12 protein-coding genes are annotated in these 12,395 nt (G+C 54.0%); 5 read left to right on the forward strand and 7 right to left on the reverse strand.

Annotation, left to right across the window (positions count from 1 at the left end; genetic code table 11):
- Positions 1-88 precede the first annotated feature (88 nt).
- Both D3P08_RS02700 and D3P08_RS02705 read right to left on the reverse strand, forming a co-directional pair.
- Positions 89-1,576: a methyl-accepting chemotaxis protein gene (locus D3P08_RS02700; RefSeq protein ID WP_119597861.1), complete on the reverse strand. Its 1,488-nt coding sequence runs from the start codon at positions 1,574-1,576 to the stop codon at positions 89-91.
- Positions 1,573-2,142, reverse strand: a complete 570-nt coding sequence (locus tag D3P08_RS02705) for a hypothetical protein (protein WP_119597862.1) — start codon at positions 2,140-2,142, stop codon at positions 1,573-1,575. Before D3P08_RS02705 ends, D3P08_RS02700 begins: the two co-directional genes overlap by 4 nt.
- Positions 2,143-2,346: 204 nt before the next feature.
- On the opposite strand from D3P08_RS02705, the gene D3P08_RS02710 reads away from it, so the two are divergent.
- The 3 genes from D3P08_RS02710 to D3P08_RS02720 all read left to right on the forward strand — a co-directional run bounded on the left by D3P08_RS02710 (position 2,347) and on the right by D3P08_RS02720 (position 5,604).
- Positions 2,347-3,198 carry an AraC family transcriptional regulator gene (locus D3P08_RS02710; protein ID WP_119597863.1) on the forward strand — a complete coding sequence of 284 codons (852 nt, stop codon included), beginning with the start codon at positions 2,347-2,349 and terminating at the stop codon, positions 3,196-3,198.
- Between the two features lie 106 nt (positions 3,199-3,304).
- Positions 3,305-4,276 carry an N-acetylglucosamine kinase gene (locus tag D3P08_RS02715; protein ID WP_338068698.1) on the forward strand — a complete coding sequence of 324 codons (972 nt, stop codon included), beginning with the start codon at positions 3,305-3,307 and terminating at the stop codon, positions 4,274-4,276.
- A 20-nt stretch (positions 4,277-4,296) separates the two neighbouring features.
- Positions 4,297-5,604, forward strand: a complete 1,308-nt coding sequence (locus tag D3P08_RS02720) for a 6-phospho-beta-glucosidase (RefSeq protein ID WP_119597865.1) — start codon at positions 4,297-4,299, stop codon at positions 5,602-5,604.
- Between the two features lie 277 nt (positions 5,605-5,881).
- Here D3P08_RS02720 and cobA read toward each other — a convergent pair whose 3' ends face one another.
- The 5 genes from cobA to D3P08_RS28010 form a co-directional block, all read right to left on the reverse strand.
- A complete protein-coding gene (gene cobA, locus D3P08_RS02725; RefSeq protein ID WP_119597866.1) occupies positions 5,882-6,658 on the reverse strand; it encodes a uroporphyrinogen-III C-methyltransferase in 777 nt (258 codons plus the stop codon).
- The gene (locus D3P08_RS02730) at positions 6,655-7,524 is read right to left on the reverse strand and encodes a formate/nitrite transporter family protein (RefSeq protein WP_119597867.1); all 870 of its coding nucleotides are present in this window, start codon (positions 7,522-7,524) and stop codon (positions 6,655-6,657) included. The genes cobA and D3P08_RS02730 overlap by 4 nt, the downstream gene beginning before the upstream one ends.
- Positions 7,525-7,548: 24 nt before the next feature.
- Positions 7,549-7,872, reverse strand: a complete 324-nt coding sequence (nirD, locus tag D3P08_RS02735) for a nitrite reductase small subunit NirD (RefSeq protein WP_119597868.1) — start codon at positions 7,870-7,872, stop codon at positions 7,549-7,551.
- Positions 7,873-7,900: 28 nt separating this feature from the next.
- Complete coding sequence (nirB, locus tag D3P08_RS02740) at positions 7,901-10,342, reverse strand: nitrite reductase large subunit NirB (RefSeq protein ID WP_119597869.1); 2,442 nt, start codon at positions 10,340-10,342, stop codon at positions 7,901-7,903.
- A gap of 170 nt (positions 10,343-10,512) precedes the next feature.
- Positions 10,513-10,611, reverse strand: coding sequence for a hypothetical protein (locus D3P08_RS28010; protein WP_119598017.1), 99 nt, complete (start codon positions 10,609-10,611; stop codon positions 10,513-10,515).
- Positions 10,612-10,684: 73 nt separating this feature from the next.
- Here D3P08_RS28010 and D3P08_RS02750 point away from each other — a divergent pair, with 73 nt between their 5' ends.
- Together D3P08_RS02750 and D3P08_RS02755 are read left to right on the forward strand one after the other, a co-directional pair.
- Complete coding sequence (locus D3P08_RS02750) at positions 10,685-11,305, forward strand: ANTAR domain-containing response regulator (protein WP_119597870.1); 621 nt, start codon at positions 10,685-10,687, stop codon at positions 11,303-11,305.
- A gap of 44 nt (positions 11,306-11,349) precedes the next feature.
- Complete coding sequence (locus D3P08_RS02755) at positions 11,350-12,369, forward strand: anthranilate phosphoribosyltransferase (RefSeq protein ID WP_119597871.1); 1,020 nt, start codon at positions 11,350-11,352, stop codon at positions 12,367-12,369.
- The last annotated feature ends 26 nt before the right edge of the window (positions 12,370-12,395 follow it).

Consider the following 12,395-nt stretch of genomic DNA (forward strand, 5'->3'; position numbering starts at 1 on the left):
GAAAATTAAAAAGTCTAAAATGAACACTCCCGTTTAAGAACAGGCAAATAAACGGGAGTCTGTTTCTATCCTCTATTCGAATGTTACTCTATCTTACCTTGCCCTCAGACATTCTCTTTAATCCCGACACAAGCTCATCCAGACGTGTATATTCCTCGACCATCTTGGCGATTTTCTGATGCTGCATTTCCATGCTTGCGAGAACCTCTTCAACCGATGCCATGTTTTGTTGGGTCGTCGCCGCGATGCCGTCGATTTCAAACGCCAGCGAGTTGTAACGCTGATGAAGCTCGTCCGACGCTTCTCCGACCTGAATGGCCATGCTTCCTGCCCGTTTGGCGTTATCGTTCATATGTTCAAAGCGGTTCTTCGCCTCACGGGAGGCCTCGCTGCTTCTGATCACCGTCTCCTGGCCCTGCTCGACAAACTGATACACATCATCGATTTGGGTCCTCACCGCCGACAGGATGGCATTGATCTCGTCGGTTGAACGGCGGGAATGATCGGCCAGCTTACGAACCTCGCCCGACACGACCGCAAAGCCTCTTCCATGCTCGCCGGCGCGCGCGGCTTCAATCGCCGCGTTCAGCGCCAACAGGTTCGTTTGTTCGGCGATGTCGCTAATCGTATCCACGATATTGGTTACTTGCTCATTTTGATGCTTCAGCGATTCCATCATGGACACGGTGCCCGCGATCATCTGCCGCAGCCCTTCCATTTCACTCGATAACTTATCCAATTGGGCTTTGCTTTCATCGGACAACTGGACGTTTTGCTCGGAGAAGCTTCTTAGCTGCGCGGCGTTTTCCTGCAAATGATGCAGTTCTTCGCCGATCAGGCGGGCGGAGTCGTTGATCGTAAACACGCTGCTAGTCTGTTTTTCGATCGCCGCCGTCATCTCGCTGAACGTCACCGTCACTTCCTTGGAAATCGTGCCTGTGGAGCGGACATGCTCCTGCTGCTCCTTACTGAATTCCGTCAGCACGGCGATCGAATTTCTCAACTGCGAAATCAGCTCCTCGGATAGCTCCTTCGACGCAAGCGCTTCGCGCGAGCTCTCGTCCACTTCCTTCTGCAGCCGCTGGCTGAAACGGGCGGAGACGGCCAGCCCAATTGTCGCAAACGCCAGATATAAATATAGATAAGCAAGAGATTCTCCCGGGAACAATCTCTCTTGGTAAAACGGATCGATGAACAAGTATGTGCTGAGCGCCGCTCCCAGAATGCCTGTCACCACAATCGGTCTGTAATCCGAATAAAGGGTAATAATAGCGAGATTGACATAGACCAAAAAGTAAGTGCTCACGATCGGATTCGGGTCCGATAAAATAAGCAGCCCCACGATGATCGTCAAATTGCAAGGAACCAAATATTTGACATATCCGCTAAAGCGTTGTTTATATGTCATAAGGGTCGCGACGCCATTGAGCAGCGCACCTACGCCCGCGAGCAGCAAGATCAGCTCCATCCCGAGGCCGATCGCAATGTCGGTCAGGATGCCAAGCGCTAGCAGCCCCCATACGATTTTGACAAGAAGCCTATTTCTTTTATCCAATTCCGTCAAGCTGACGCTCATCTTGCATTCACCTTTTCTCTTTCTAGTATAGTTGTCGGATAGCTCAGCCAATCGTAACGCTGCTTGTTGCGGTACATCTCCTCCATATGGAACAGAACCGGAACGACATCATCGCCTTTATAAAATACTTTTTCTCCGACTCTCTCAAGCGGCACCTTAAATGTAATTTTTAGCGCACGCAAAAAGATCGGCTCCAGCAGCGAAACGAAATAACGGAGCGTTCTTTTTTCGGCGCAGTATACGGCGGACGATAGAATGGACGAAAGCAGAGACCCTTTGCCGCGATAGGAACGAAGCAGCGCAATCTTGTCGATTTCGGCGACGGCCCCGCCGGCTTCCACCACTTTCGGATGCTGATGAAACGGGGCGACCTTATTAATCGCGCTCTTTCCGTCGTATGGTTTAATTTCCGACGTTCCTACGCCATGTCCCTCCTCCGTCATAATGATGAATCGATCCAACACTCGGTCCTCAAATTCCAGCTCATATCCTTTTTCTCTCCAGACTGTTGACCAAATGCCATTAAACATGGCCAACTCCAACTCGTTCTCCACAGGTTTAAACATGATAATCCAGAAACTCCTTTCCTATCTCTATATCTTTAAAGGAATGATCTGTATATTTATCGGACTAATATAACCATTATTTGAGATTACGAAATGAATAATTTGGAACTTTACAAGTCTTTAAAATAGGCAATTTCCCTCGATTCGTCAACCTCTGCTATAATACGGCTAACAGCAGCTTACTCAGGCAGGAGGATGGTAGCGATGAAGCTGTACCCTCCCGTTATTCGGGATCAGATTCATTTGCCGCAGAGCTTTCCGATTACGATGTCGCAGACGAAAGGCGTCAGTCCGACCTTTCAGCGGCTGCATTGGCATACGGCGCTCGAGATCAATTATATTATCCGCGGAAGCGGCTATTATTTGATAAACGGCAATCGATATGATTTCCAGCAGGGCGACATTGTTTTGATTGACTCCAACGACCTGCATCGCGCAGTCGAGACGGAGTCGCTCGTCATGGGAATAATAATGTTTGATCCGGCTTATCTTGCGCTGGAGCAGCGCTATGATACGGAGCTGCTTGTGCCGTTCCGCGAAACGGGCGTTCGTTTCGATAATGTGCTGGACCGGAGTAACGCTCAGCTAAAAAAACTCCAGTCTCTGCTCGAGGAGATGTGGACGGAATATTTGCGGGGAGAAGCGCATTATGAAACGGTTATCCGCTCACAGCTGGTACGGTTCCTCGCCTATGCGAACCGGTATTTTGCAAAAGATCCGGGCGCACGGTCACGAAGGGCGAGGGGGATGGAGACAATCCGGACGATCCTTCATGAGATGGAAGCAAAGCCGGATTTTTCATGGACGCTGAAGGAGCTGGCTGAGCGCGCTCATCTCAGCGCCTCGCGATTCAGCTCCTTGTTTACGCAGGTGGTCGGCACCTCGCCGATGGACTATTTGATCCAGCTGCGTTTGTCCAAAGCGGTCGAGCTGATTGAAACAACGGACGGTAAGATTATCGATATCGCCTCGGAATGCGGCTTCCGTAATCTATCGAATTTTAACCGGTTATTTAAGCAGCATATCGGCAAGCTGCCGACGGAGCTCCGCGCATAAAACAGTAAGATTGTATCAGAACATCGTGCTTTTTTATTAGAGGCGCGATGTTTTTTATTTTATGATGAGTCTAGGAAACAAAAAGTTTAGAATGCGTCAGAGGAGCGTGGGGGCCATTTTATTTCTCGGAATTGATGCAGGGGGAAGCAAGACGCACGCTTTGCTTGTGAATGAGAAGGGGAAAGTTGTCGGGCAAGGCATGAGCGGCAACGGTAATCACCAAACGGCATTTCAAAAAGCGCGGGAGCATATCGAAGCCGCATGTAACGAAGCGCTCGCAGCCGGCGGCGCGGCCAAAGAAGACGTGACCTTTGCCTACTTTGGCTTAGCGGGAGCGGACCGGGAACCGGATTATGCGATCCTGCGCCCGATGATCGCTTCATTAGGCTATGAACGCCATGCGATCGCCTGCGACACGATGATCGGCATGAGGGCGGGCACAAGGCGTTCCTATGGCGCCGTTATTATAAGCGGAACCGGTTTTAACGCGGCGGCGCGCAACGTGAAGGGCGAAGAACTGCAATACGGCGGCTTCGGTTACTTGTTCGGAGACGGGCTTGGATCCGGCTCGGATCTTGCCGTGCATGCTTTTCGAACGGCGGTCCGGAGCTGGGAAGGCCGCGAGGCTCCTTCCATTCTGGAGCAGCTTGTGCCGGAGAAGATGGGATACCCGACTGTGCAGGCGATGTACGATGACGCGCTCGATCACGGCAAGCGGCCGCCGAAGGAGCTGGCGAAGCTGATGTTCGAGGCGGCGGGAGCGGGCGACGCCGTCGCGATCCGGATATTGAGGGAAGCGGGGCTTGAGCACGGCAATGCGGTGAACGCTTTAATTAAGCGGCTCGGCATGCAAGAGGAGACGTTCGATGTTGTGTTAACCGGCAGCGTATTGTCGCGGGGCAGCACTTCCCATATGATCGATGCCATTAAGGAAGCGGTCGGGGCTGCCGCGCCTAACGCCAGCGTGGTGAAGCTCAGCGCCGATCCCGTCATCGGAGCGGTTATGAGCGCCATGGACAGCAGCGGCATTACGATAGACGACGCGACGGATGCGGCGCTAAGAAGCATCACTTTTTAATCGACAGGGGAGGCATAACGATGGTAAACAAAAAAGCTCTGAAAATCGCCGTTATCGGCGGAGGGTCCTCATATACCCCGGAAATTGTGGAAGGCTTCATTAAACGTTACGATGAAATGCCGGTGCGCGAGCTCTGGCTCGTCGATATTGAGGAAGGCCGGCATAAGCTGGAAATCGTCGGCGAGCTGGCCAAGCGAATGGTCGAGAAGGCAGGGCTGCCGATCGATGTGCGGCTGACGCTTAACCGCCGCGAGGCGATTGCCGGTGCTGATTTTGTGACGACGCAAATGCGCGTAGGCTTGCTGGAAGCGCGGAAACGCGACGAGCATATCCCGATCAAGCACGGCGTAATCGGGCAAGAGACGACGGGCCCGGGCGGCATGTTCAAGGCGCTGCGCACCGTACCGGTTATTTTGGACATTTGCAAAGACATCGAAGAACTGGCTCCGGACGCATGGCTGCTTAATTTCACAAACCCAGCGGGCATCGTGACGGAAGCGGTGCAGAAGTACAGCAAGGTGAAATCGGTGGGCCTGTGCAACTCGCCGATTAACTTTTATAAGTTTTTGGCAAAAGAATACGGCGTCACCGAACGGGACGTGCTGCCGGAATTCGTCGGCATTAACCATCTGCACTGGGTAACCGCGGCATATGTGAATGGGGAAGACAAGCTGCCGGAGATGATCGGGGCCGGCCGCGAATATACGGCATCCAACGTGACGGCTTTTAACTGGGATGCGGACTTCCTTAGCTCGCTTGGCGCGATTCCGACTTATTATTTGCGCTATTACTACATGACCGATAAAATGTATGCGGATATGAAGGCATCGCTGGAGAAGGACGGCACGCGCGCCGATATCGTCAGCCGCGTCGAAGCGGAGCTGTTCGAGCTGTACAAGGACGTGAACCTGAAGGAGAAGCCGAAGCAGCTGGAGCAGCGCGGCGGCGCCTATTATTCCGAAGCGGCGGTCAACCTGATGCATTCGTTATATACGGATAAGCGCGACATTCAGACGCTGAACGTCCGCAACGGCAACATTATTCCGTTCCTGCCGGAGGACGCCAGCATTGAAGTCAATTGCGTGGTGACGGCGCAGGGGCCGATCCCGATTCCGCTGCAGAAGGTGCCGGAGCAAATCAAAGGCCTGCTTCATGCCGTGAAGACATACGAGTCGCTGACGATTGAAGCGGCGATTACCGGCGATAGAGGCATCGCGCTGCAGGCGATGGCGCATCATCCGCTTGTGCCGAGCGTGCAGGTGGCGAAGACGCTGCTCGAAGAGATGCTCGAAGCGAACAAGGACTACTTGCCGAACTTTTATAAGTAAGCAGGAATAAAACGCGCCGCCCGGCGATCGCTATCTTGCGATGGCTAGGTGACGCGTTTTTTTGTGAGTTCCTGCAATTGTGCAGCATTTTTCGCGTGTATCGCCACCATGGGGAGAAAATACTGCGATTATACAGCATTTTTCTCACTGGGGCTGATTTTCAACGAGAACCGTTAGAAAATAATGTGCTTTTGCATCAATTTTCTGCAAGAAGCGTTCCTTGGCATCAAAATGATGTACTTTTGCAGGAAATGTGAGCAGCCATTCCTGACTTGAACTACCCGATCATCGATAGAGCCTGCTGCTCGGCATGAAGCAGCTGCTCGCGGATGCGGACGACTTCGCCGATGATGATAAGCGCCGGATTGGTCAGCTTCCTCGAGACGGCGACCGTATCAATATCGGCGAGCGTACCTACTATTACGCGCTGATCCGGCGTTGTCCCGCGCTCGATAAGCGCGACAGGCGTGGAAGACGGTTTGCCATGCTTCAACAGCTGCTCCCGAATGTTAGGCAGCTCGCTTACTCCCATATAAATGGCCAGCGTGTCGACGCTATGCGCGAGCAGGTCCCAACGAATATCCGGTCCGGATCCGTGGCAGCGGCTGCCGGTTACGCAAGCGAAGGACGCGGCATAATGCCGGTGGGTTAACGGAATGCCGGAAGCGGCCGCCGCTCCGATTGCGGAGGTTACGCCTGGAACGATCTCGTAGGGTATGCCCCATTCCGCCAGCTCGAGCGCTTCTTCCGTTCCGCGGCCGAACACGAGCGGGTCTCCGCCTTTTAACCGGACGACAGTGTAGCCTTCTAACGCGTAACGGACCAGCGTTTGTTGAATCTGCTCTTGCGGCATGGCGTGCGCGCGCGGCGCTTTGCCGCAATCGATCAAGATCGTTTCCGGCGAGCAGTGCTGCAGAAGCTCTTTATTTACAAGCCGGTCGTACAAAATCACTTCCGCCTGCTGAATCAGGCGCACCGCCTTTACGGTGACCAGCTCGGGGTCGCCCGGTCCGGCTCCGACGATATAAACCTTTCCGTTACCGCTATTTTTCATAGGCTTTTGCCTCCATTTACTGCGGGTATGACGGGCTCCTTAACGGTGACGCCGGCTGCTGCTATTTCCTCCCGCGCAGGAAGGAGCTTCTTATGCGACATGTACAGCAAAATACCAGTAAATAGAGCGCCGCCGATAAAGTTGCCGATGAGCACCGGCAGCTGGTTCCACTCCCACCAATCGGCGAAGGTGACGTCTGCGCCCAGCATCATACCTGCGGGAATCACGAACATGTTGACGACCGCATGCTCGAACCCTTGCGCGAAGAAGGTCAGAATCGGCAGCCACATGGCGGCGATTTTGCCGGCGGTCGATTTGGAAGTGAACGACATGACGACGCCGAGCGTGACCATCCAGTTGCAAAGAATCGCTTTTACGATAACAAGCAGCATGCCGTCTGTTCCGAGCTCCTTGTAGCCGAGCGTTTTGGCTTCGCTAAGCGCGATCAGCGTTTTGGCAAGCGGCGCTTCCAGGTTATGCCCGAAGTTCGTAATCGTCAACAGGTAAAGCGCAGCGTACAAGCCGCAGCCGATCAGATGGCCGGCGATCGCCCAGCCAAAGCCGGCGAGCATTCGACCGAAGGTCGTCTGCCGCCGAATGACGGCTAGCGGGATGAGGGCGAAGCTGCCGGTTACGAGCTCGAGACCGAGCAGCACGATCATTGCGAAGCCGGCCGGGAATAGGAGGGCGCCGGCTAAGCCGATCGAGGTCTGGTGAACAGCCGTGAACGCAAGCGTTGTGGCAAAAGCCAATATCGCGCCTCCCAGCACGCTGCGGATGACCATTTGGAACGGAGAAAGGTTTGCTTTTGCCGCTCCGGTTTCCACCATGATGTCGACGACTTTGGCGGGTTTGACGAATGACATGTCTGACTGGCCTCCCCGTATTCGCTAGATCGTCACATAGATGGAGCCGTTCGATTGATCAATTTCGGTCTCAAATGTTGTAATGCAGCCTTCGTCCGGTTCTTGAACCCGGCCGGTGCGCAGGTCGATCTTCCAATCATGGAGCGGACAGTGCACGGCGTGGCCGCACACCATCCCTTCCGATAAAACGCCGCCTTTGTGCGGGCATTTATTTTCAACGGCGAGCACGCTGCCGTCGGTCGTTTTGAACACGGCGATTTCGAGGTCGTTGTATTTGATCGTGCGGGAGCTTCTAAAATCAATATCGTTTACGTTGGCGACAAACAGCTTAGTTGTTTTTGTTGTCATGTCGGGTTCCTCCTCTTTGTTGAATCGATTACAGCGTCGCTGGCTGGGTAGCCGGCAGCGGTTCAAAGTTTTTGCGAAGCTCTTTATTCTCCACGATTTGCTTCCATGGATCCGTCGTCAGGCTCAGCGTATGTTCGATCCGCTCCTTCAGAGCCAAACGGTCTTCTTGTTTCTCCAGCTTTTGCTTCACGTAGTCGAGGCCGACGCGCTCGATCCATTGCGCCGTACGTTCGTTCCAGATGGCTTCCTCGCGGTACAGCTGCAGGAACGCGGAGGCCCATTCCATAACCTCGTCTTCCGTCTTCACGACGCCGATGACGTCAGTCGCGCGAACATGCACGCCGCCGTTGCCGCCTACATGCAGCTCCCAGCCGCCGTCGATGGCGATTACGCCGAAGTCTTTGATCGATGCTTCCGCGCAGTTGCGCGGGCAGCCGGATACGGCGAGCTTGACCTTCGCAGGCGTATTCAGCCGCTCGAACGCCTTCTCGAGCTTGATGCCCATCCCCATCGAATCCTGGGTGCCGAAGCGGCAGAACGTATTGCCTACGCAGGTTTTAACGGTACGAAGCGTCTTGCCGTACGCGTGTCCGGAAGGCATATCGAGATCCTCCCACATCTTCGGCAAATCTTCTTTTTTCACGCCCAAGAGGTCGAGGCGTTGACCGCCCGTAAATTTCACGAGAGGCACTTCGTATTTCACTGCAATTTCCGCGATTTTTTTCAGCTCCTCCGGAGAGGTAACGCCTCCGTAAATACGCGGCACGACGGAGAATGTGCCGTCTTTCTGGATGTTGGCGTGATAGCGCTCGTTCGTAATGCGGGATTCCTTCTCGTCAACATATTGATCCGGGTACAGCATGCCCAAATAGTAGTTGAGCGACGGTCTGCACTTGGAGCAGCCTTCCGGATTGCTCCAGCCGAGGACGTTCATCACTTCGTAGATGTTCATAAGCTCCATGCGTTTGATCTCGGCGACAATCTCGTCTCTGCTTAGCGTCGTGCAGCCGCAGATGCCTTCTTTAACAGGCTCGCCCGCGTTTTCGGAATAAATTTGGAGCAATCCCTCCACAAGCGGCTTACAGCCGCCGCAGGAAGCGGATGCTTTCGTGCAGGATTTGATGGCGCCGACCGTATTGCAGCCTTTAGAAGTGATCGCGTCGGCGATTGTTCCTTTGGATACGCCGTTGCATCCGCAGATGATTTCGTCATCAGGCATCGCAAGAAGGCGGCTTTCCTTGGAGGCGCCTCCGCCCGCTTGGCTAGGCGAGAAGCCGAGCAGCAGCTCCTTCTCGCGTCCTTCGACGGATTCGCCTTTTCGAATAATGGAGAACAGCTCCGAGCCTTCGGACGTGTCGCCGAACAATACGGCTCCAACTAGCTTGCCGTCTTGAATCACGAGTTTTTTGTAGGTGCCGGACATATCGTCCTGCATCTTCAGCGAACGCGTTTGAGGCGTTTCGTCGAAGCGTCCCGCGGAGAACACATCGACGCCGGATACTTTAAGCTTGGTTGACGTGACGGAGCCGTGATAACCGTCCGTCTCTGCGCCGGCCAAATGTTTGGCGAGAACGGCGCCTTGCTCGTATAAAGGGGCGACGAGACCGTATGCGATGCCGCGATGCTCGGCGCATTCGCCGACGGCATAGACGCCCGGTTCGCTTGTTTGCAGGAAGTCATTCACCACGATGCCGCGGTTAACTTCGATGCCGGCCGCTCTTGCGAGCTCGACATTCGGCTTAATGCCGACGGCCATGACGACAAGATCGCCGTCCACCTCGCTGCCGTCGGAGAAGACGAGACCCGATGCCCGGCGTTTGCCTTTAATGGAAGCGGTATTTTTTTGAAGGAGGAACTTCATGCCTTGCGCCTCCAGCTCGCGCTGAAGCATTTTCGCAGCGGCTTCGTCCAGCTGGCGCTCCATCAGGTAGTGGTGAATATGCACGACATGCACGTCCATGCCAAGATGGAGAAGGCCGCGGGCCGCTTCGAGGCCGAGAAGCCCGCCGCCGATGACGACGGCTTTTTTATACTTTTGGGACGCGTCGATCATCTTCTCGCAATCCTGAATGTCCCGGAAGGCGATTACGCCTTCTTTGTCGGCGCCCGGCAGCGGGAGCATAAACGGATTGGAGCCTGTCGCGATGATCAGCTCGTCATAAGCAAGCTTCAGTCCTTTTTTGGATTCGACGGTTTTGCTTGTTGTATCGATCTTCGTGACAGGATCGCCGGTGTGAAGCGCGATGCCGTTCTCTTTGTACCAATCCCAGTCGTTTATGACGATATCGCTCATGCTTGCTCCGCCGGCCAGCACGGAGGACAATAGGATACGATTGTAGTTAGGGTGAGGCTCGCTTCCGAATATCGTGATGTCATATTTGCCCGGCGCAAGCTTCAGCAAATGTTCGACTGCCCGGACCCCGGCCATTCCGTTACCGATGAGAACCAACTTTTTCTTCTGTGCGTGCATAATGAATTCTCCCCTCTCGCCAATACCTATCTAATGGTGAATAACAATAAAAGCCTGCTTCCGAATCCGGGGGACACATGTCTCCCGTGATGCGAAAGCAGGCTTCTTTGCCTCTTCGAACGAATACGCCATTGTACTCGCGAACGTTATTCGTTTGTGTGTTACTGACACTATACATCAGAATTTAAAGTGATGTCAATATAGCTAACATAACAAAATCTAATTAATCTTTTGTAGTGACATTTTGCTGGTTTCTGTGTTATATATATTCACATATTTATAATGCAGGTTGGATCGAAACAGTGGCGCTTCAAATAAGATGCATAGGAGGGGGCGGTCTATATGCGTTCTTTGTTGGTCATTGAGCTGCATACGACAAGCGAGAAGGCGGCGGGCGGCGAAGCCCGGCCAAACCCGATGACGCATAAGGAAACTCCGGTCTATATTTTAAAAAGCAACGGCTATCAAATGCGGAGGGCGGAGGATGCGGAACAAGCGGAGAAGCATCTGTCCGACGTAGACGCGGTTATTTTGCATATGCCTCTTGATGCCGTAAAGGTATGGGGGCCTCGGATAACCAAATTAAGAGGCTTACCGATCTTATGGTGGTGCAGCGCCGAAGCAGCGGCTTTATCGGCCGAATATTGCGAGAGCGACATCCCGATCGACGGACTGCTCGGGCCGTCCATGGGGGAGTGGGAGCTGCACTGGGCGCTTCATTTGGCTGAAAAGCAGCGTATGGAAAGGCAGCAATGGAAGCTGGAGCGCAAGCAGCTGGAGGCTCGCCTCGAAGAGCGCAAATGGATTGATATGGCAAAGGGCATCCTATGTAAAATTAAAAATATTTCGGAAGCGGAAGCCTACGAGGTGCTCCGCAAGCAGGCGATGAACGAGCGAAAGCGGATGGTTGACGTGGCGGCTAATATCGTGAAGGTTCACCAGCTTTTGCAGGATATGAAATAGGGCTGCGAGGCTCGCATACTACGAACATATAGAGGAGGGCCTTTATGCTTACAAAATGGTTGAAGGAAGTCGGCAGAGGCAAAAGAGGCGCTCGTGATCTAAGCTACGAGGAAGCGAAGGACGCGGCGGAGCTTATATTGGGCGGCAAGGCGACGCCTGCTCAGATCGGGGCGTTTTTTATAGCGGAGCGGATTAAGATGGAAAGCGTCGAAGAGCTGGAGGCGTTCGTCCATGTTTGCCGGGCGCATGCCTTCCGAGCCCCGATTCAAAAAGGAATGGATTGCTCGGGACCTTATGACGGCCGCAAAAAATCGTTTTTTGCGACCTTCCCGACAGCGTTTGTGCTGGCAGCGGCAGGGCTCCCCGTTACGCTGCACGGTTCCGGCTCGCTGCCGCCGAAGTGGGGACTTACGCTTCAGGATCTGCTGCTGGAAGCCGGCATTGACGCCAATCATGCGTCCCGCGAGAAGCTGGTTGAAACGGCTCAAGCGACGGGCGTGCTTTATGTTCCCGCCGAGAAATGGTGCCCGCCGCTCGGCGAACTGCGTTCGATTCGGGTGGAGCTTGGCATGCGGACCGTATTGAATACGGCGGAGAAGCTGGTCGATTATTCGCATTCCCCTTATTTGCTGTTCGGCGTTTTTCATAATACCGTATTTGAACGAATGGCGAAGCTTTCCGAGCGTCTTGGTTATGAACGGGCTCTAATCGTGCAAGGAATGGAAGGCTCCGAGGATCTTTATATCGAACGGCCGACGCGCACTTATTACGTGCAGAACGGCCAGGCTTCGATGCAGATTATCGATCCGGACACGTATGGACTCGAAACGCTTCCGCCGGAAGTCGAATGGACCGCTGCCGCTCAGATCGAAGCGGCCGAGGCTTTGCTGCGAGGCGACGGGCATCTGGCGTTTACGAACCAGGTGCTGCTGAACTCGGCTGTTCGCTTGCATTTAGCGGGCAAGGCCGATTCCATTGAGCAGGGCCTATATTTAAGCAAGGGCTTGCTCGACGATGGCGAGCCGCTAGCGCTTTATACGAAGTGGAAGGAGCTTCTGCGTTAGCTCTATCGGATGAAAACGTTGCATTT

This window comes from Paenibacillus nanensis (assembly GCF_003583765.1).
GTDB lineage: Bacteria > Bacillota > Bacilli > Paenibacillales > Paenibacillaceae > Pristimantibacillus > Pristimantibacillus nanensis.